This window comes from Bifidobacterium sp. M3-N-101 (genome assembly GCF_023656805.1).
Taxonomy (GTDB): Bacteria; Actinomycetota; Actinomycetes; order Actinomycetales; family Bifidobacteriaceae; genus Bifidobacterium; species Bifidobacterium breve.
The window spans coordinates 52,678-72,767 of sequence record NZ_JAMOKQ010000008.1; the positions used below are offsets into that span (position 1 = coordinate 52,678).

Genomic DNA, 20,090 nt, shown 5'->3' on the forward strand with positions numbered 1-20,090 from the left:
TTCGGGAGCTATAAGACAAAAAGTGGCCCACACATTGGTGTGGGCCACTTTAGTAGTGAAGGCTGAAGTGTAATCAGTCTTCGAGATTGAGGCCTTTGCGCTCGGGCAAGCAGAGGGCTGCTATGCAGGCGAGGATGAAGGCGACCACGAAGGAGACGAGGCCGACGTCCATGGCGTCGAATGCCCAGCCGATGCCGGAGGCGACGAGGAGTTTGCGATGCGCCTTGTTGAACGGCAGTCGGTCGAGGCGCTCGTTGCGGGTGAGCTGCGCGGGTTGCGCTGAAGTGGTGGTGCTCACGGCGTTTCCTTTCTGGTAGCGGGGGCAGAATTCGCGATATCTGCGAAAACCACCCCAGGTCAGCTTTGCTGACAGCCCCCGCCAGTGGGGGCAAGTTAATATCGGGTGAGATCGGTGTAGGACTCTTCGATGGCGAGGCTGATGCGTTCGACTTGTTCACGGGTCAACGGTGTGCGGAACGTCATACGCAATGCCGATTTAGCAATGGATGGTTCGAGCCCCATAGCCAGCAGAGTCGGCGGAATTTCGTGACGTCCAACCGCGCAGGCCGAACCGGACGAAGCAGCGATGCCGCGTGCATCCAAATCGACGAGCAGGGCTTCGCCGGTGACGCCGGGGAAGATGAACGAGGCGTGGCCCGGCAGGCGACGCTCGGGGTCGCCGGTCAGGTCGGCACGGGGAGCCACGCGGCGAACCGCGTCAATGAGCATGTCACGGGAGGCAACCAGTTCGCGATAATGCGCCTGCATGCGCGCATTCGACTCATTGAGCCCGATGGCGAGCGCCACTGCACCGGCCACGTTCTGTGTGCCTGAGCGCAGGCCACGCTCCTGCCCACCGCCGGAAAGCACTGGTTCGATGGATGTGCGGCCACGTACCAGCAGCGCGCCCAAGCCTTTGGGCGTGCCGAACTTGTGGCCGGAAACGGATAGAGCATCCACACCCCAATCGCGGAAACGAATCGGAATCTGCCCGGCGGCCTGCACGGCGTCCACATGAATGGGCACGCCATGCTTATGGGCTATGCGAACCAACTCCTCCACCGGCTCCACAGTGCCGACCTCGTTGTTGGCCAGCATGGTGGAGACGAGCGCGGTGCGCTCCCCCGCCTCGCCGTCGAGCTCGTGTTCCAGCGCGTCGAGATCGAGATGTGCTTGCGCATCCACGGGAATATGCACGACGTCGAAACCGAACCATTCATGCAGCCATGCCGCCGATTGGGCCACGGCCGGGTGTTCGATGGCGGAGATGATAATGCGTGGGCGGTGGTTTGCCGTCTGCTCTCCAGTCTGCGATGAGGCGGACGGGTCGGCCAGGTCGGTGCCGAACTGCTCGCCATCGGCTTCGGCAAGTCCATAGAACGGCTGTAATCCCAACTGCCGCATACGGGCCATGGCAATGCCTTTGATGGCAAGATTGTCCGATTCGGTGCCACCGGAGGTGAAGATCACGTCATCTGGCCGGGCTCCCAATGCCGCAGCGAACGATGCGCGTGCCGCGTCCAGCGCACGGGCCGCGGTTTTGCCGGGCTGGTGCACGCTGGCCGGATTGGCATAGGCGTCGGTCAGGAACGGAGTCATGGCTTCGAGAACGGCCGGGCTCACCGGTTCGGTGGCAGCGGCATCGAGATACAGTTCGCCGGCTTCGCTGGACGTGTTGGGAGTATCGGCCATGATCAGATCCAGTCCAATCCGAGGTCGATGCTGCGCACGGAATGGGTGAGCGCGCCCACGGAAATCACGTCCACACCGGCGGCAGCCACGGCCGGAACACGCTCCAGATTCATGTTTCCACTGGCTTCCACGATGGCCTTGCCATCAATGAGTTCTACTCCGCGGCGAGTGTCATCGAGTGAGAAATTATCCAGCATGATCGTGTCTGCGCCGCCCTCGAGCACGGCAGGAATCTGCTCGAGGCTATCGACTTCCACCTCAATATGCGTGGTGTGGCCTACCTGTTCGCGCACGTGACGAATGGCACCGGTCAGGTCGATACCACGTGCGGCGAGCGCCGCCAGATGATTGTCCTTCATCATGACCGCATCGGACAGTCCGTAACGATGGTTGTGGCCGCCACCGCAGACCACGGCATACTTCTCGAACGGGCGCAAGCCCGGAGTGGTTTTGCGCGTATCGACGATGCGGGTGCGTTCGTAACGGTGAGGACGGGTGACCGATCCGTCATAGTTGTCACTGTAGATGGCGTTCACCGCGTCCACGAAAGCGGCGGTCATGGTGGCGATGCCGCTCATGCGCTGGGTGAAGTTGAGGGCGATGCGTTCGGCGGTAAGCAGGTCACGTACCGGACCGGTTACGGTGGCGAGCACTTGGCCGGCTTGGAATCGTTCGCCGTCCTTGATGGCAGCGGTGACAGTGACGGCTGGGTTCTGCGTGGTGAACGCAGCGCGAAACACCTCGATGCCGCTCATCACGCCGTTTTCGCGTGCGGTGAGATGCGCAGAGCCGGTTTCGCCCGCGGGGATCGTGGTCTCGCAGGTGATGTCGCCGTAGGGTGCGTCTTCGGCGAGCGCTGCTTCGACGGCGGTATGGATGATGTGTTGCGTAAGCATGGGTCAATCCTTGATGTAGGCGACGGAGTGAGCCCATTCGTCCTGCGGCTCAGCATAATCGGTGCGGGCGTGGGCGCCTCGGGATTCGGTGCGGGCGAGCGCGGCGGTGGCGGCCACATAGCCCACGGTGAGCATATTACGGTTCTCCAGTGCTTCAGCATCGGCCACGTCGGCCTGTGCGTTTGCTGTAGCAAGTCCTTGACCGAGTTCGGCGATGGCGGTTTGCAGCCCATCCGCGTCGCGCAGTACGCCAACGCCATGCCACATGGTGTTTTGGATGCAGGTGCGATCCCACACATCTGCGGTTGCGTCATCGCTGGTGAGCACCGGGGTCTTCAATGCAATTGGCTTATGCGTGAATGCTTCGCCGGTGGCGGAGTTCAGGAACGGTTCGGGAGCCCAGACCGTGTCATCACCGTCCGCGACTGCGGCCATACCGGCACGGCGACCGTAAACGAGTCCTTCGAGCAGTGAGTTGGAGGCGAGCCTGTTGGAGCCCATCACACCGGTACGGGCGCATTCGCCGGCAGCATACAGGCCGGGGATCGAGGCACGAGCGTCCAAATCAGTGCGGATACCGCCCATGTAATAGTGCGCGGCCGGTGCCACCGGAATCGGCTCCTTGCTCCAGTCGAAGCCCAGCGAGCGCGTGTAGGCGTCGATGGTCGGGAATCGGTGGGCCAGGAAGGCTGCCAGATCGGGATTCTCCTTCGCCATCGGCGAGGCATCGAGCATGACCGGCTTGCCTCCCTGACGTTGCATCACGCGGAAGTTTTCGCGGGCCACTACGTCGCGCGGAGCAAGTTCGGCACGCGGATCCACGTCTTTCATGTATCGGCGCCCGTGCTCGTCCAGCAGTACCGCGCCTTCGCCTCGCACGGCTTCGGAGACGAGGAAGTGCTCGCCCACGGCCATGGCGGTGGGATGGAACTGGTAGAACTCCAAGTCGGCAACCTGTGCCCCCGCACGCCATGCGGCGGCAACACCATCAGCAGTGGCAACCTGCGGATTGGTGGTGTACGGGTACATGCGTCCCGCGCCACCAGTGGCCAGAATCACGTGGTCGGCGGCAAGATCCTTGTCCTGCCCGTCAATCAGCAGCCGGACGCCGGCAATACGGCCGTCACGCACGATAAGGTCTTTGAGGAAGGCATGTTCGATGATATGGATACGCGGATTCTCACGCACCATGGCGGAGACGTCCAACTCAAGCACCTTGCCTGTGGCGTCTCCCCCGGCATGAACCACGCGGGCACGAGAATGCGCCGCCTCAAGGCCACGTAGCATATGCCCCTGTGCATCCCGGTCGAAGTGCACACCGGCCGCGGCAAACTCACGAACACGGTCAGCTCCCTCACGGGTGAGAATGTCCACGGCCTTCGGGTCGCACAGACCGTGACCTGCCGCCATGGTATCGGCCGCGTGCAGCTTCGGGTCGTCATCGGAGAAGATGGCGGCGGCGATACCTCCCTGCGCATGGTAGGTGTTTGATTCCACCAGTTCCGTCTTGGTTACCAAGGTCACGTCATGATCGGTACCGGCCACGGCCAGTGCCGCGGACAGTCCGGCGACGCCGGCGCCCACGACGACGATTTCAACGTTGCTCATTGTGTTGCTTTCCTCTGTTTTTTGGTTCGCTCCCGCTGGCGGGAGCTGGCTCGCATAGCGAGACTGAGGGTGGTTTTTAATCATTCCCATACAAGACCACCCTCAGTCAGCTTCGCTGACAGCTCCCGCCAGCGGGAGCCGGAGAGAGGTCACGGGTGAACGCGCAGCATGCGCTCCAATGCCACCTTGGCCTCGCGGGCGGTGTCGTCATCCACGATGATACGGTTGACCACATTGCCCTGTTCGAGGTTTTCCAGCGCCCAGGCCAGATAGGCCGGGTGGATACGGTACATCGTGGAGCACGGGCAGACCACCGGGTCCAGGCAGAACACGGTCTTGTCCGGGTACTGCGCGGCCAGACGGTTCACCAAGTTGATTTCGGTGCCCACGGCGATGGCGGAACCGGCGGGCGCGTTGGCGATCTCCTTGACGATGTATGCGGTGGAGCCAGTGCCGTCGGCGGCGTCGACCACCTGCATCGAACATTCGGGGTGCACAATCACCTTGACGCCCGGGTATGCCTTGCGTGCACGTTCGATCTGTTCGACGGTGAAGCGCTGGTGCACGGAGCAGAAGCCCTTCCACAAAATCATCTTGGCTCGGGCGTAATCGGCCGGGTCGGAGGCACCGCCCTGAGCCTTGAACGGATCCCACAGCGGCATCTCGCTCAGCGGAATGCCCATGGCGCGGGCGGTGTTGCGGCCAAGGTGCTGGTCAGGGAAGAACAGCACGCGCTTGCCGCGCGCGAACGCCCATTCCAGTACGGCGTGCGCATTGGAGGACGTGCACACGATGCCGCCGTTGCGTCCGCAGAATGCCTTCAGCGCCGCGGAGGAGTTCATGTAGGTGACCGGGATAATCTGCTGACGACCATCGGAATCCGGCTCGGTGCCGCAGATCTCGCCGAGCTGATCCCAGCATTCCTGCACCTGGTCGATGTTTGCCATGTCGGCCATGGAGCAGCCGGCGGACAGGTTGGGCAGGGTCACACTCTGTTCGGGGGTGGAGAGGATATCGGCGGTTTCAGCCATGAAGTGCACGCCGCAGAACACGATATGGTCGGCGTCCGGGCGTTCGGTGGCGTTCTTGGCCAGCTGGAAGGAGTCGCCCACAAAGTCGGCATGCTTGATGATTTCGTCACGCTGGTAGAAGTGGCCGAGGATCAGCAGTTTGGAGCCGAGACGCTGCTTGGCGTCGGTGATGCGCTGCTGCAGTTCCTCGTCGGAGGCCTTGCGGTATTCGTCCGGCAGCACCTGCTGGCGCGGCGCGTTGGCGGGCAGATGGTCGAGCATCGAGGCACCGGGACCGTAGCTGGGTGTGGTGGTGTCGAAGTGCCACGGGTCCTGGGTCAGTCCTGCGTCGCAGGTGCTTTGCGCGCCCAGCTTGGCGATGATCTCGTCAACGGACGGCGCAGCGAATAGTGCGGTCATAGTGGTTCCTTTCCTATATACGTCTGTGATGTCGGCCCGAAGCGGGTCGGCGGGAAAAATCAGATGCGCGCGGATGGGATCAGCGCGTCGAGAGCGTCTTCACGCTCGCCTTGTCTGGACAGTTCCACGATGTCGTCGCCATCGGATTCGTGGGGCGTACCGTTCTCGACAGGTCGTTTGGGGATGTAGCGGTAGATGGTGGCCGGTCGTTGGCGGCCTTCGCGCACCTTCTCCCCGGTGTCTTCAAGATCGCCTGAGGCAAGCATTTTGCGGCGGAAGTTCGCCAAGTCGAGGGTTTCGCCGCCAATCGCCTCATAGACGCCGTGCAGTTGGCGCAGGGTGAACGTGGGGCCGAGCAGTCGGGTGGCCACGTCGGAGTATTCGATTTTGGAGCGCAGGCGGAGCAGCGCGTAGTCGATGATCTGGCGATGGTCGAACGCCAGCCCGGGCAGTTCGTCTTCGGGGAACCATCGTACGTTGTCGCCGTCCTCGAAGCCCGCGGCCTCGGTCTGGCCGACGAGCGCCCAGTACACGACGGATACCATGGGCAATCCGCCATGGGATCGGGTCGGGCCTCCAAAGGTGTACAGCTGTTCGAGGTAGCGCGGGTGCAGGTCTGTGGTCGATTCGAGGGCCGTGTAGGCGGACTGTTCCAACGACCGGTCGGAGCGCAGGTCACCGCCGGGCAATGCCCAGCAGCCCAGGAACGGCTGACGGACGCGCTTGACCAGGGGCAACCAGAGACGGGAATGGGCCGAGTTCGCGGCGTTGCCGGAATCGGCGGCACTGTTGCCGGTATCGCCTTTCGGGCCGAGTGCCAGAATCACCACTGACACACCGACCTGTGGCGGTGCGCTGCGGCGCTCGGACACATTGCCGAATCCCATGCCATGCCTCTTTCCATACCGGGTTGTTCTCCTTGTATTGAGAGCATAGCACTACTTATAGTCACAATGACCATAAATCACATATTGGATGGTCTAGCGCACGAATATTGGTCAGGTAGCGGGCCCCGATCGCTACGAAATCACGTCCGTGTCTTCCGATTTCGACTGTGTCATCTCGGCGACGGACGGGAGGAACGGCGCTAGGGAGGGTAGTTCGTCGAGACTCTTCAGGCCCATTTGGTCGAGGAAGAATTCGGAGGTGACCAAAAGGGCCGCGCGGGATTCGGGGTCCACGCCGTCTTCCTTGATAAGGCCGCGTACCATGAGCGAGCGAATCACGCCATCAGAGTTGACACCGCGGATCGCGGCCACTTGGGCTCGGGTGACGGGTTGGCGATAGGCCACGATGGCAAGCGCCTCCAGTGCGGCCTGACTGAGTCTCGCAGTCTGGCCGTCGGTGACGAATGATGAGACGACCGGCTCGAACGCGGCGCGACTGGAGAACTGCCAGCCACGAGCGGTGCGGCGCAGTTCGAAGCCGCGCGGGCGGATGTCACGGGATTCATCGCCCTCATAGTCATCGTGCAGGGCTTGCAATGCCTCTTCGACTGTGTTGCGGTCCAATGCCACAATACGGGCCAGCTCGGTGGCGGTCTGAGGCTGGTCGGCGACCATCAGAATCGCTTCCAGACATGCGGGCAGCCCGCCAGGAAAAACGTCTACTGTGAAATCCACGTATTCGGGGCGTGTCTCCTCCGCTCCCCTCACCGCGGCCTTTGCGGATCCAGCCGTCGATTCCGTATCCGCCATGTGCTCGGTTGCATTCGTTGTATCAATCCGTTCAGTCACCAGTCGCCGTCCTTACGCAAAATCACCTTCGGAAATGTTCACGTCGCCCATCGTTTCGTCTACGCTGGGTACCCACCTCAGATGCAGTTCGGCAAACGGACCATCTTGCTGATACTGCAGCACACCTTGTTTGAAGAACACGAGCACGGCCATGAACCGAGCCACCACCTCAATACGAGAGGTGCAGTCCCGGGTCAATTCGATGAACGACATCGACTGGTCGCCCTTGGATTCCCATGCCGCGATCAGCCGGTCGCGCACCACCAGCGATTGGGCCCGCAGATCGACCAGCGGCACGTGCAGCTGATGGATCGATACTTCGGAGGCGGGCGCGTTGGCGATGACCTGGGCGGCCAGTTGGGCGAGTTCGAGCGGAGTCAGCGTCCATACCAGCTCAGGCAGCATGGCGGCAATGCCCTCATCCATGGCCGCCGGATGTGGGAATCGGCCGGAGTTGGCGGCGATACGCGCCCGGAAGTCACCGGCGGCCTGCTTGTAGGCGCGGTATTGGAGGAGTCGGGCGAACAGCAAATCGCGTTCGCGCAGCGCTTCAAGGCTTTGCTCGTCGTGCTGGTTGTCTTCGCCGCCGGGCAGAATCGCCACACTTTTGGCCTCGACCAGAATAGAGGCGATATCGAGAAAGGCGCTGGCCTCATCCATGTTTTTTGTGAAATCGAGCCCGCGCACGTATGTCAGGAATTCCTCGGTGATCGAGGAGAGAGAAACTTCGGTCAGCTCGAGTTTGTTGTTGGCGATCATGCCGAGCAAGGCATCGAACGGACCGGAATAGGCTTCGAGGTTGACTTGGAAGCCGGAGGTGGTGGATCCCTCCGTGCTGATTTCGGCTTCCGCAGAGCTCCCCTCAGCCTCGCTACGCGAGCCAGCTTCTCTCAGAGAGGAGAGCCGAGAAAGGGAAGTCTCATTCATCGTTTATCGAAACAATCGTTACGCCACGATGCCGCGAGCAATGAGCTCACGTGCCACCTCACGGTATTCCTTTGATGTCTTGTGCTCAGGGGCATAAACCACCACGGGCGCGGCGGCAACCGTGGAATCAGGCAGTTTGATGGAGCGGGAGATGAACGTGTGGAACACCTTTTCGCTGAACGCCTCGTAAATGCGCTGGCAGACCTCTTCGCAGTGCAGTGTCTTGGTGTACATAGTGATGAGCACGCCGTCCACTTCCAATGCGGGATTGATGCGGGACTGCACTTTTTCGATGGACTGCATAAGTAGGGCCACACCACGCAAGGCAAAGAATTCGGCGGCCACGGGAATGATCACGCCATCAGCTGCGGCAAGCGCGTTCACGGTGAGAAGGCCGAGCGATGGCTGGCAGTCGACGATGATGAGATCGTATTCCGACTTGAGCTTGCGCAGCACGCTGTTCAGGATCTGCTCTCGGCCCACTTCGGTGACCAGTTGGACCTCGGCGGCGGACAAATCGATGTTCGCCGGAATCACATCGATGTTCTCGAATGCGGTGTGCTGCACCACATCATGTGGGTCCATGGAAATATCGAACAACGCGGTGTAAATCGTGTTCTCCACGGTATTCGCGTTGATGCCCAGTCCAACAGTGGCGGCACCCTGCGGATCGAAATCGACGATAAGCACACGGCGGCCATACTGGGCCAACGCGCCAGCAATATTGATGGAGCTGGTGGTCTTACCTACGCCACCCTTCTGGTTGCACATGGCAATGACGCGCGCCGGACCGTGCTGTTGCAGTGGTTCGGGTGCGGGGAAGGTTTCGTATTCACGTCCAAGCAAATCGGTAGGCATACCGTCTACCTTATCAATATCCATGTTCCGGGGTGGTGTAACGACATACGCTTCGTCCATGGGCAGCGTGCCTTGACGGAATGCGCCGTCTTGCCCGTGGTCGCCACGCCGATCTGCCATGCCTGAACCTCCGTCGAATCCTGATCTCACCTGACCAGCGTACTCTTATCCGTTCGCCAATATCGCCGCAAACACGTTGCTTCGACATATCGCGGACAACCCGTCTCATCACCTCGCCAGACATCGGTCATCGCGCCCGAGGATGGGCGGTGAGATAGGTTTCGATAAGCGCTTCGGGACTGACATGCGTATAAATCTGCGTGGTGGTGACGCTGGCATGCCCCAACAGTTCCTGCACGGTACGCACGTCCGCGCCACCCTGAATCAGATGGGTGGCGAACGAATGACGCAGGGTGTGCGGATGCAACGGCTTGGTGATACCGGCACGCTCCCCCGCCGTTTTGACCACCTCCCACACCGATTGCCGAGAGATTCGTCTGCCTCGCTTGTTCAGGAACAGCGCCCGACGCTCGGGAACCTTGACCGTCGACCTGTGTTCCAGCTCTTCTCGGCCCGCATTGAGATATGCCGTGACCGCTTTGCATGCAAAGCTGCCCAGCGGGACCAAACGCTGCTTGGACCCCTTGCCCATCAATCGGACGACTTTCTCATCGAGGTCGATATCGTCCATATTCGTGCCCACGGCCTCCGAGACGCGGCATCCGGTGGCGTACATGAATTCGAGAAGGGCCTTGTCCCGCAACACCACCGGGTCGGTGGAACCGCCGACGGCTGCGGCATCCAGCAGCCGGGACACCTCGTCAACGCTCAACACGTCCGGCAACACACTGGCCCCTTTGGGGGCTTTGACCGAAGCGGCCACATCCGCCGATACCGCATGCTGGGCCAAGGCAAAACGGTGAAATTCGTGGATGGAGGCCAATCGGCGGGCCTTGGTTCGCGCGGATTCCCCGTCCGCATCAAGTGCGGCGATATAGTCCTCGACATCCTGTTTGGCTATATCATCCGGCTTGGTGATGCCATGGGTCTGAAGCCAGGCGACATATGTATTGAGGTCGGATTCGTAGGCGGAGACGGTGGCGTTGGCGAGTCCCCGTTCGATGCCGATATGCACAAGGAACTGCTCCCGCAGTGTGCCGAATCCATCAACGCCCATAACGGCTCATATTACGCCATCGTTCTGTGCCGGCCTCAACGCCGTCCGAGACGTATCAGACGTCCGACGTTTTCCGCCGCGCGAATGAGATTCCTTGGCCCATCGGCAATGGCCTCGTTCAATGGCATGGCACCGGGAACAATGCCGAACACCGCATCGATGCCCACGTCATAGAGTTGGTCGATGCCTTCGCCCACATGTCCGGCAAAAGCGACCACACCGATATGCGGATTACGCTCTCGCACCGCCTTGGCCACTCCCATCGGCGTTTTGCCGAATTTCGTCTGAAAGTCAATGCCGCCTTCGCCGGTGAAGCAGTAGTCGGCACCTTCGGCGCGCTCGACAAGACGGACCGTGGAAGAGACGATATCCACGCCGGCACGCATCGTGGACTGGGTGAAGGCGAGCAGTCCCGCGCCAAGACCGCCTGCGCCGCCGGCTCCGGGCGTATGGGCCACATCGATGCCCAGTTGATCCTTGATCACCGCCGCATAATGGGCAAGATTATTGTCGAGTTGGGTGACCATCTGCGGCGTCGCGCCCTTCTGCGGACCGAATACCGCCGAGGCTCCGGTCGGCCCCACCAACGGGTTGGTCACATCGGAGGCGATCAGGATGCGCGTGTGCGCGATACGTGGATCGACGCCCGACACATCCACGGTGACAAGCCGGTCAAGGAATCCGCCACCACGAGGAATGGGATCGCCATGCGCGTCCAGAAAACGCACTCCCAGAGCTTCGGCCATGCCGGCTCCGCCATCATTGGTCGCCGACCCACCCACGCCGAGGATAATCGTGCGGGCCCCGTCATCCAGAGCATGCATCATAAGTTGGCCGGTTCCGTATGTGGTGGTGACAAGCGGGTTCCGGGTGCTTTCGGTAACGAACTGGATGCCGCTGGCAGCCGCCATCTCGATCACCGCGGTTTTGTCCTCATCTCCCGTGTTGCCAAGGATGCCATATTCCACCGTCGTCTCGAACTGCAACGGATTCAGCACCTTTGCGCTGCGCATATGACCTTGGGTGGCGTCCACCAAGGAACGAACCGTGCCTTCGCCGCCGTCGGCCATGGGCACCATCACATATTCGGCGTCCGGGAACACCCGCAGCAGTCCCGCGCGAATGGCCTCACCGGCCTGTTTTGCCGTCATGCACCCCTTGAAGGAATCCGGCGCGATCACGAATTTCATAGCTTCTCCTTTATTCATTACCATCCACGAACCAATACTCAGAACACCATGTATATCAAGGTCGCAACGCAGGTCATGGTCAGACCGACCAATGACTCGAACGGCACACTCTTCATGCGTTCGCCGACGGTCATCTTCATGGCCTGTGCCGTGACGTGGAAGTAGTTGCCGTGCGGCAGATGATCGATGACGGTTGCGCCGGCCTGCATCGTCACGGCGGCGGCCACCGGGGATACGCCAAAGCCGAGAATCGAGGATCCGAAGGAGCTGGAGCCGAGAATCACACCCGTGGAGGTCGAGGCGGTGGCGGCAGCCATCAGAATGCCGGCCAGAGGAGCGAGCAGCGAGCCGGAAACGCCCCAGGCCTTGATAAGGCCGACAATCTGCGTGGACAAGTCGGAATTCGTGATCAACCCGCCAATCGCGCCGGCGCCAATCAGGATGAGTACGACGTCGGTCATGCGTGCGAGCCCGGCCTTGGTGAAAGCCAGCAGGTTCTTCCCCTGCCTCATTGCGAACAGTCCGATCAGGGCGGCCAACGGGAGAATGTACATGGCATCGATCTGGAACATCGACAACACTTCGATGTGCAGCAGACTGCCGACCGGATTGATCAGCAGCAGTACCACGGCGACGACCGGGGCAACCAGAGCGCGGCCGATCGGCGGCAAATGGGCATCGTCGGTGTCGCCGGTATCCACCTCGGCAGCAGTAGGTGCCGCGCCATGCTTGCGCAATACCGTGGCCAGCAATACGGCCACCGCCAGACCACACAATGCCGGCACGACGCTGCCGATCATCACCTGGGAAGGCTGCACGCCGAACCCGGAAGCCGCGGCGATGGTGTTCGGGTTGGGAGACATGATGTTGCCCGCCTTGCCTCCGCCAGACAAGGCCACCAATAGCGCCAGCTTGGAGATGCCCAATCGATTGCCGACCTCAATGGCAATTGGCGCCACAATAAGCACCGCAACCGGGATGAACACACCTACCGCGCAGATAATCATCGTGGCGAACGCCAGCGAAAAGATCGCGAGGCTTTCGCCGAATTTGGAAACGATGGTTTTGGCGATGCGATTGGCGGCACCGGACTCCATCATCACACCAGCCAGAATGCCGGCAGCCAGCACACGCACGATGGTGCCCATAACGCTTTGGCCACCCGCCACAACGACGCTCACCGTCTGGGTCAGCGACGCTCCGCCGACCAGACATCCGACAATGGCCCCGAGCAACAGCGCATATGTGGCGTTGAGTTTTTTAAGAATCAGCACTATGGCCAATGCAAGGCCGAGCAACGCCGCCCACCATGCAATCGAAATGCCTTCTACCATCAGAATCTCCTTTGATTGTCTTACCGTTTCCGCACAGCGTCAGGGTGATGGACTCACGACGTCTCTTCATTGGAACGTAGTATAGAGACCATCAAAAAAAATCTATCTATACGGTCACGATTTATGTAATACACATTATTCTTGGAAAACACGAGCGTCACAATATTCCACAGAACGAACTTCCGTTTTCGCCAGCCATGCAATAATGTTACACAGAACATTTCGTGTATTGCCTAGAACAGACGAGGACGTCATGGACATAGACCCGCGCATAGCGCAGACCATTGTTGAGAACATCAAGGGCATTATCCGCTACGATATCAATTTCTTTGATGCGCACGGCAAAATGATCGCCAGCACCGACGCAACGCGCATCGGCACCTTCCACGATGCCGCGCGTCTTGCGGCGGAGCGGAAACGGACCGTGGCAGTGGATGGCGATAATCAGTTCATAGGCGCCCGCAACGGCATCAACGCACCGGTCATGTTCGGCGATTCGGTTGTCGCGGTCATCGGCATCACCGGCCAGCGGCACGAAGTCGAGCCATTCGGCATCATGATCACCAAAATGACGGAAATACTGATTCGGGAAAACGTCGAGCAGATCACACGTTTCGACCAACGCATGATGATGACGAATCTCATCAATTTACTGGTATCGCAGCACAACGATGAGGATCTCGTCTCCTATCTGTCTTCCACGCTCGATGTCGACCTGTCAATACCGCGATGCATCGTGCTCGGACGTTGCACCAATGCCGACGCCGACCACACCAAGCGTAACGCTCTGCTCAATGCGTTGGATAAGCGTTTTCCTTCAGGCAGCGAGTCGATATTCAGAACTTCGGCGCGTGGATTCTGCATATTATTCGCCATCACCGATCAAGTCGGCTCAATGGGTCAACTTGATGAACACCATATGGGAGTACTGTCCGATCTGCAAAAAGAGATAAGCCATGTCTTGGGACGCCCGATCAGCATTGGCATAGGAAGCATGGAAACGTCGGCGAATCAATATTGGCGCAGCTACCGACAGGCAACCGCAGCTGTGGAATGGCTCCGTTTCACCCATGGTGCACGAGTGGAGGAATACAGCAATATCGGGCTCGGCATGCTGCTGCCGGCGATGCAGCAATCCATAAGCGAACAGTTCGTGCAGAACATCTTCGCGGGTCTGGATGATCAACGAATCGACGCCTTCCAGACGGCGTTCAACGCGTACACCCGATACAACGGAAGCGTGAGCCGGGCCGCCGATAGCCTGTTCATCCACAAGAACACATTGCAGAACCATCTCAACGCCATCGCCGAGCAAACCGGCTACAATCCGCGCAAGCTCGATGACCACACCGTACTGGAACTGGCATTCCTTATCCGAAACTACCGCTCGTTCACCGGCGAAGACCCTAGCTGAGCATCGTCGCCGCGAATATGAAAAGTCCCGTCACCGATGGGTGACGGGACTTGACGTTCCATGACCGAAAGTCACGGAACAATGTCGTTCAGAGGCGGCAATCAGGCCTCAACCGGAGCGTTGACGTCCTCAGGCAGGGCGGCCTTGGCGGCGTCCACGATGGTCTTGAAGGTGTCCGGGTCGGAGACGGCGATCTCAGCCAGAGCGCGACGATCCAGCTCGATGCCGGCGAGACGCAGGCCCTGGATGAAGCGGTTGTAGGTGATGCCCTCAGCGCGGACGGCAGCGTTGATGCGCTGGATCCACAGCTTGCGGAAATCGCCCTTGCGAGCCTTACGGTCGCGGAAGTTGTAGTTAAAGGAGTGCAGCAGCTGTTCCTTAGCCTTGCGGTACAGGCGGGAGCGCTGGCCGCGGTAGCCGGAAGCCCTCTCGAGAACAACGCGACGCTTCTTGTGGGCGTTCACTGCGCGCTTGACACGTGCCATAATCTATTCCTCAGCTTTCTAAAGTCTTGTTTGTTCCTGTAAGCCCTAAGCTCACTTCTGCAGCAGCTGGTGCAGCTTCTTGGCCTGGCCACCGCGCAGCACGGCATCGGCGGACAGAGCGCGACGCTTGCGAGCGGACTTGTGCTCGAGGTTGTGGCGCATGGCGGAACCGGCCTGCATCACCTTGCCGGAGCCGGTGATACGAGCGCGCTTGGAAGCGGCGGAATTAGTTTTCATCTTCGGCATTGCTGCCCTCCTTGCTGGTTTGCTTCTTGTCGGAAGTCTTCTGAGAAATCGCGGTCTTCGCATCGGCCGCGGCCTGAGCCTGCGACTCCTGCTTGGCCGCCAGGCGAGCCGCCTGACGAGCCTGACGCTCGGCGCGGGACTCGGCGCCACGACGGCGCTGCTCGGACTGGGTATGCACCTTCTTGCCCTTCGGCGCGAGGGTCATGATGATGTTGCGACCCTCCTGCTTCGGCTTGGACTCAACGGTGCCGAATTCCTCGACATCGTCGGCCAGACGCTGCAGCAGTTCCACACCACCGATCGGGCGGGAGATCTCACGACCGCGCAACATGATGGTGACTTTGACCTTGTCGCCTCCGTTGAGGAAGCGGGTCACATGGCCCTTCTTCACGTCGAAATCGTGGTCGTCGATCTTCAGGCGGAAACGAATCTCCTTGATTTCCGCGGTGCTCTGGTTACGACGAGCTTCACGAGCCTTGATCTTCTCGTTGTACTTGAACTTGCCGTAATCGATGAGCTTGGCGACCGGAGGCTTCGCGTTCGGGGCCACCTCGACGAGATCGAGGTTTGCCTCCTTGGCCAGGTTCAGCGCGACGGTGGTCGCGATGACGCCCACCTGCTCGCCCTTCGGGCCGATCAGGCGTACCTGCGGGACGCGAATCTCGTCGTTAATGCGTGGTTCGTCGCTGATGATGACTCCAATCCTCTGCTTCAATTCCTTGGGCAGGGCTCCTTGATGAAATGCAATCAACGCTCGATGGTTCATGGCAAGCCGGAACATACGCATTCACGCACATGCACGCAGACATATCGTCATTCCTGATTGCGCTCATTCATCTGGCACAATCGCTAGGCTGTTTGCCTTGAACCCGAGGCCTTGAAAAGCTTCCAGGTGGGGGTGCCCCGCTTTCTTGATTTCTCAAGCCAAACGGAAAGTCTACCATATGCCCGGACATTGACGGGCCGTGTGTCGGGTTCCCTGCTGCACGGCGCGCAGCAGGCCGCCAATACCCTCATCTTTCAGAATCTGACGATACGGGCCGGCTTCCTCGGCGATGATTTGATCAATGGCATGCATGCCCAGCACTTCGACCGGCGCTTTGTCGTCTGTGAGAATGGTCGACGATGAGTCCGGTTCGCTCGTAAGTGGTCTCACGCAGGTTGAGTGCCTTGGAGGCCTGCTGCATGGAGTTCTCTTCGGAGCCGGAACCCGGCTTCTTGGCGAACAGTTCGCGGTTCGTGGTATTCGGCACGTCGGCCGTCAGCATGTTCCCATTGCCGAATTTTCTTCCCCGCAGGCCGCGCAACGGCTACAGTAGTCGGATATGAGTAAGGTATGCGTGATTTTCGGAGCCGGAGAATACTATGCCGGAACTCCCGTGGTGCCGGATGGCGCGTATGTGGTAGCGGCCGATGGCGGACTGGATCATACGCGCGAGCTGGGCATCGCCCCCGATGTGGTGGTGGGCGATTTCGACTCATTGGAAGGACGCCCGCCCCGCACCGACGTACGCACGATTACGCTGCCCTCGCTGAAGGATGACCCGGACATGCTCTCCGCCTTGAAAGTCGGCTGGGCGGCGGGCTGCCGAGAATTCCATGTCTATGGAGGTCTGGGCGGACGCATTGACCATACGATTTCCGGCATTCATCTCATGACCTTGCTGGCTGGGCACGGGGCAAGCGGATATCTGTATGGCGACGGACTGATAGTCACAGCAATCACGGATGGCAAGCTCTCCTTCCCCGCACACCCGGTACCCGAGGACGGACGAATGGTGTCGGCGTTCTCCCACTCCGATGTTTCAGTTGGCGTGAACGAACCAGGATTGAAATACGAACTCAAAGACGGCACGCTGACCAACACGATGGTGCAAGGCGTCAGCAATGAGTTCCGCGACGGCATAGATGCCGCCATCAGCGTGGAACATGGTACCTTGATCGTCACCTTCCCCATCGAAGTGGCATTGCCGCAGGTAAGCCGTTTCCATGAATTCAGTGGCGGCATCGGCAAGCTGGACACCGAAGTGTCCAAGCTGTTGGTTCGCTGACCGGACGTGAGCCCCAGCTTCCGTGGATTCACGCCGTCGGTTCAATACGGGAAACCGCATATCGGTTGCCGGCGATCCACAATGTGAGCGCTCACAAAAAATACGACGTTTTTGCTCAAAACGCACGCTCAGACATTGCCATGTGTACAGAGTCGGCATTACAGTAGCAACTGTTGGTAAACAATGGCCCGGTGTGCCAGAGCGCACCACGGGCACCCTACAAGGGAGAATTACATGACAGTTAAGATTGGTATCAACGGCTTCGGTCGCATCGGTCGTCTCGCCTTCCGTCGCATTTTCGAGCTGCAGGCTCGCGGCGGCCAGGCTGGTGACATCGAGGTTGCCGCCATCAACGATCTGACCACCCCGGCTACCCTGGCTTACCTGCTGAAGTACGACAGCACCCACGGCACCTTCCGTCATGACGACGGCACCCCGGTCGACGTCAAGGCCACCGAGGACTCCATCATCGTCGACGGCAAGGAATACAAGGTCTACGCCGAGAAGGACGCCAACAACATTCCGTGGGTCAAGAACGACGGTGTCGAGTACGTGCTCGAGTGCACCGGCTTCTACACCTCCGCTGAGAAGTCCCAGGCTCACATCAACGCTGGCGCCAAGAAGGTCCTGATCTCCGCCCCGGCCAAGGATGACACCACCCCGACCGTCGTGTTCGGCGTGAACCACGACATCCTCAAGGCTTCCGACGTGATTGTCTCCGCCGGCTCCTGCACCACCAACTCCATGGCCGCCATGGTCAAGCTGCTGGACGAGAAGTTCGGCATCAAGGCCGGCTTCATGACCACCATCCACGCCTACACCGGCACCCAGATGCTGCTCGATGGCCCGCGTGGCACCAAGACCGGCCGCAACCTGCGCGCCGCCGCCATCAACACCATCGCCCACTCCACCGGCGCTGCCAAGGCCATCGGCAAGGTCGTTCCGTCCGTGAACGGCAAGCTGCAGGGCCACGCCCAGCGCGTCCAGGTCCCGGACGGCTCCGTCACCGAGCTGACCACCGTTCTGAACACCGAGACCACCGCCGACGAGATCAACGAAGCCTTCAAGGCCGCCTTCTCCGACACCGACTACTACGGCTACAACGATGAGGGCATCGTTTCCTCCGACATCCTCGGCGACACCCACGGTGGCGTGTTCGACCCGACCCAGACCGACGTCAACACCATTGACGGCGTGACCCTGGCTCGCACCGTGTCCTTCTACGACAACGAGTACGGCTTCACCTCCAACATGATCCGTACCCTGCTGTACTTCGCTGAGATCTCCGAGTGAACCACTGCGGTCTAGGCCGCTACGGTTCGTTTGAGAACTAAGCTGTGAGACCCCCGCCTTGTGCGGGGGTCTCTTCGTAGTAGAACGGTAATCATGGCAAAGAAGAAGCACGATAAAGGCGCAGGATCCACTCCGGCGACCGTCCAGCTGGAAAAAGCGGGCGTCGAATTCCACGTCTATGAATATGAGCATTCCAACGATCACATGGACGATGGCTACGGCGTGGAAGCGGCCACCAAGCTCGGTTTCGACGAACACCAGGTGTTCAAGACGCTTATGGCGGACACCGGCTCGGAGCGTGTGGTGGGCGTGGTGCCGGTCAGCGGGCATATGGATTTGAAGGCTCTGGCCGCGGCAGCGGGCGCCAAGAAGGCTTCGATGGCCGACCCCAAAGTGGCTATGCGCGAATCCGGCTATGTGGTCGGCGGCATTTCGCCTTTGGGTCAGAAGACGCATCATAAAACCGTATTAGACGAAAGCGCATTGCAATTCGACCAGATTCTGGTCTCCGGCGGCAAGCGCGGCCTGTCCGTAGGCGTCAATCCGCAGGACCTGCTCAAGGTGTTGGACGCCGTCGCCGCGCCAATCGGCACGTGGTGACTTTGTCTTGGCTCCCCTCACAGAGGGGAGCCAAGGATGACTATTTCTTCCGGCGCAGCTCGGCAGGCAGCACGAAGTGCATGTTTTCCTTGATGGTTTCCACCGATTTCATGCCGGTGAAACCCTGATTGCGCAAAGTATCAATCACACCGGAAACCAACTCATCCGGCACGGAGGCGCCCGAGGAAATGCCCACGGATTCCACGCCCTCAAACCATGACGGATCAAGCTCGTTGGCATCATCCACGCGGTAGGCCTTGCCTCGCTCGCCCAAGCCCTCCTGAGCCACTTCCATCAGACGTACGGAGTTCGAAGAGTTGGCCGATCCGACAATCACCACACAATCGGACTGCTGGGCCACCAACTTCACCGCCGCCTGACGATTCGACGTAGCATAGCAAATATCAGAGCTCGGAGGCTCCTCAATCCACGGAAAACGAGCCTTCAACGCAGCAATGGTGCCGGCCGTTTCATCCACGCTCAATGTCGTCTGCGAAAGCAACACCAACTTGGTGTCGGGTGCAAAATCCAGCGAATCGACATCCGATTCATGCTCAATCAGATGCACATGCTCGGGGCTCTCCCCCACTACGCCAACCGCCTCATCGTGCCCTTTATGCCCGATGTAGACAATCTCATACCCCTCGCGCACAAAACGCAACACTTCACGATGCACCTTGCCTACCAGCGGGCAAGTAGCGTCCACCACGTGCATACCACGGCGCTGAGCCTCTGACTTCACCACCGGAGATACGCCATGAGCGGAAAACACCACCGGAATGCCAGCCGCAGCGGCCGCATCCGGAATCTCGCTCAACTCTTGGACGAATACCGCACCCTGGCCTGCCAAATCCTCGACCACATGCTTGTTATGCACGATTTGCCTACGCACATACACCGGTGGCAGACCATCCTCACGGTGGAGCTTCCCAGACGATTCCGCAGCCTTAAGAATCGTTTGCACGGTGAGAATCGCACGATCCACACCAGCGCAAAACCCGCGCGGGTCGGCGAGCACCACACTTTTGGTCATCGGAACCTCCTGAATGTCAACACTGTTCTCCAGTGTAAAGCAGGGACTACAGGAGGTTACTGCCAACCTCCTGTGCCAGAGCCCGTGCTCCGCCATCTTTTCAAAGAATCCCCGCGTTTT

The 20,090-nt window shown here is 60.1% G+C and carries 21 protein-coding genes and 1 pseudogene; 4 read left to right on the top strand and 18 right to left on the bottom strand.

Features of this window, described 5'->3' with window-relative positions; translation table 11 throughout:
* Window positions 1–127: 127 nt before the first annotated feature.
* The 12 genes and pseudogenes from NBH12_RS10995 to NBH12_RS07745 form a co-directional block, all read right to left on the bottom strand.
* Window positions 128–298, bottom strand: a pseudogene (locus NBH12_RS10995) (integral membrane transport protein); the annotation flags it as partial.
* Between the two features lie 95 nt (window positions 299–393).
* On the bottom strand, window positions 394–1,692 hold the full coding sequence (locus NBH12_RS07695) for a cysteine desulfurase family protein (RefSeq protein WP_250819337.1): 1,299 nt from the start codon (window positions 1,690–1,692) through the stop codon (window positions 394–396).
* 2 nt (window positions 1,693–1,694) lie between these two features.
* On the bottom strand, window positions 1,695–2,588 hold the full coding sequence (gene nadC / locus NBH12_RS07700) for a carboxylating nicotinate-nucleotide diphosphorylase (protein ID WP_052787560.1): 894 nt from the start codon (window positions 2,586–2,588) through the stop codon (window positions 1,695–1,697).
* A gap of 3 nt (window positions 2,589–2,591) precedes the next feature.
* Window positions 2,592–4,196: an L-aspartate oxidase gene (gene nadB, locus NBH12_RS07705; protein ID WP_052787561.1), complete on the bottom strand. Its 1,605-nt coding sequence runs from the start codon at window positions 4,194–4,196 to the stop codon at window positions 2,592–2,594.
* Between the two features lie 149 nt (window positions 4,197–4,345).
* Window positions 4,346–5,626 carry a quinolinate synthase NadA gene (gene nadA, locus NBH12_RS07710; protein ID WP_052788040.1) on the bottom strand — a complete coding sequence of 427 codons (1,281 nt, stop codon included), beginning with the start codon at window positions 5,624–5,626 and terminating at the stop codon, window positions 4,346–4,348.
* 59 nt (window positions 5,627–5,685) lie between these two features.
* Window positions 5,686–6,513, bottom strand: coding sequence for an NUDIX hydrolase (locus NBH12_RS07715; protein WP_014483618.1), 828 nt, complete (start codon window positions 6,511–6,513; stop codon window positions 5,686–5,688).
* Window positions 6,514–6,645: 132 nt separating this feature from the next.
* On the bottom strand, window positions 6,646–7,362 hold the full coding sequence (scpB, locus tag NBH12_RS07720) for an SMC-Scp complex subunit ScpB (protein WP_065457167.1): 717 nt from the start codon (window positions 7,360–7,362) through the stop codon (window positions 6,646–6,648).
* 12 nt (window positions 7,363–7,374) lie between these two features.
* Window positions 7,375–8,289 carry a segregation and condensation protein A gene (locus tag NBH12_RS07725; RefSeq protein ID WP_250819338.1) on the bottom strand — a complete coding sequence of 305 codons (915 nt, stop codon included), beginning with the start codon at window positions 8,287–8,289 and terminating at the stop codon, window positions 7,375–7,377.
* A gap of 18 nt (window positions 8,290–8,307) precedes the next feature.
* Window positions 8,308–9,147, bottom strand: coding sequence for a ParA family protein (locus NBH12_RS07730; protein WP_052787587.1), 840 nt, complete (start codon window positions 9,145–9,147; stop codon window positions 8,308–8,310).
* A gap of 247 nt (window positions 9,148–9,394) precedes the next feature.
* Window positions 9,395–10,324, bottom strand: coding sequence for a site-specific tyrosine recombinase XerD (gene xerD / locus NBH12_RS07735; RefSeq protein ID WP_250819339.1), 930 nt, complete (start codon window positions 10,322–10,324; stop codon window positions 9,395–9,397).
* A gap of 35 nt (window positions 10,325–10,359) precedes the next feature.
* Window positions 10,360–11,514: a glycerate kinase gene (locus NBH12_RS07740; protein ID WP_065465791.1), complete on the bottom strand. Its 1,155-nt coding sequence runs from the start codon at window positions 11,512–11,514 to the stop codon at window positions 10,360–10,362.
* Between the two features lie 38 nt (window positions 11,515–11,552).
* Window positions 11,553–12,848, bottom strand: a complete 1,296-nt coding sequence (locus NBH12_RS07745) for a GntP family permease (RefSeq protein ID WP_014483612.1) — start codon at window positions 12,846–12,848, stop codon at window positions 11,553–11,555.
* A 253-nt stretch (window positions 12,849–13,101) separates the two neighbouring features.
* Here NBH12_RS07745 and NBH12_RS07750 point away from each other — a divergent pair, with 253 nt between their 5' ends.
* Window positions 13,102–14,262, top strand: coding sequence for a CdaR family transcriptional regulator (locus tag NBH12_RS07750; protein ID WP_014483611.1), 1,161 nt, complete (start codon window positions 13,102–13,104; stop codon window positions 14,260–14,262).
* 101 nt (window positions 14,263–14,363) lie between these two features.
* Here the strand turns inward: NBH12_RS07750 and rplT are convergent, their stop codons facing one another.
* From rplT to NBH12_RS07775, 5 genes are all read right to left on the bottom strand, one after another.
* Window positions 14,364–14,747: a 50S ribosomal protein L20 gene (gene rplT, locus NBH12_RS07755; protein ID WP_007052594.1), complete on the bottom strand. Its 384-nt coding sequence runs from the start codon at window positions 14,745–14,747 to the stop codon at window positions 14,364–14,366.
* A gap of 51 nt (window positions 14,748–14,798) precedes the next feature.
* Window positions 14,799–14,993, bottom strand: a complete 195-nt coding sequence (gene rpmI / locus NBH12_RS07760) for a 50S ribosomal protein L35 (RefSeq protein WP_014483610.1) — start codon at window positions 14,991–14,993, stop codon at window positions 14,799–14,801.
* Window positions 14,974–15,759 carry a translation initiation factor IF-3 gene (gene infC, locus NBH12_RS07765; protein ID WP_044051872.1) on the bottom strand — a complete coding sequence of 262 codons (786 nt, stop codon included), beginning with the start codon at window positions 15,757–15,759 and terminating at the stop codon, window positions 14,974–14,976. Before infC ends, rpmI begins: the two co-directional genes overlap by 20 nt.
* A 171-nt stretch (window positions 15,760–15,930) precedes the next feature.
* Window positions 15,931–16,071 (bottom strand): hypothetical protein, encoded by a 141-nt coding sequence (locus tag NBH12_RS07770; RefSeq protein ID WP_230846495.1) that lies wholly within the window; start codon window positions 16,069–16,071, stop codon window positions 15,931–15,933.
* Complete coding sequence (locus NBH12_RS07775; RefSeq protein ID WP_224743756.1) at window positions 16,058–16,261, bottom strand: hypothetical protein; 204 nt, start codon at window positions 16,259–16,261, stop codon at window positions 16,058–16,060. Before NBH12_RS07775 ends, NBH12_RS07770 begins: the two co-directional genes overlap by 14 nt.
* Window positions 16,262–16,318: 57 nt before the next feature.
* Between NBH12_RS07775 and NBH12_RS07780 the strand changes: the two genes are divergently transcribed.
* From NBH12_RS07780 to ybaK, 3 genes are all read left to right on the top strand, one after another.
* Window positions 16,319–17,044 (top strand): thiamine diphosphokinase, encoded by a 726-nt coding sequence (locus NBH12_RS07780; protein ID WP_124880125.1) that lies wholly within the window; start codon window positions 16,319–16,321, stop codon window positions 17,042–17,044.
* A gap of 234 nt (window positions 17,045–17,278) precedes the next feature.
* Window positions 17,279–18,337, top strand: a complete 1,059-nt coding sequence (gene gap / locus NBH12_RS07785) for a type I glyceraldehyde-3-phosphate dehydrogenase (RefSeq protein ID WP_003830594.1) — start codon at window positions 17,279–17,281, stop codon at window positions 18,335–18,337.
* A 93-nt stretch (window positions 18,338–18,430) separates the two neighbouring features.
* On the top strand, window positions 18,431–18,937 hold the full coding sequence (gene ybaK / locus NBH12_RS07790; protein WP_003830593.1) for a Cys-tRNA(Pro) deacylase: 507 nt from the start codon (window positions 18,431–18,433) through the stop codon (window positions 18,935–18,937).
* 40 nt (window positions 18,938–18,977) lie between these two features.
* On the opposite strand, the gene NBH12_RS07795 is transcribed toward ybaK, so the two are convergent.
* Window positions 18,978–20,066 carry a 4-hydroxy-3-methylbut-2-enyl diphosphate reductase gene (locus tag NBH12_RS07795; RefSeq protein WP_003830592.1) on the bottom strand — a complete coding sequence of 363 codons (1,089 nt, stop codon included), beginning with the start codon at window positions 20,064–20,066 and terminating at the stop codon, window positions 18,978–18,980.
* Window positions 20,067–20,090: the final 24 nt, after the last annotated feature.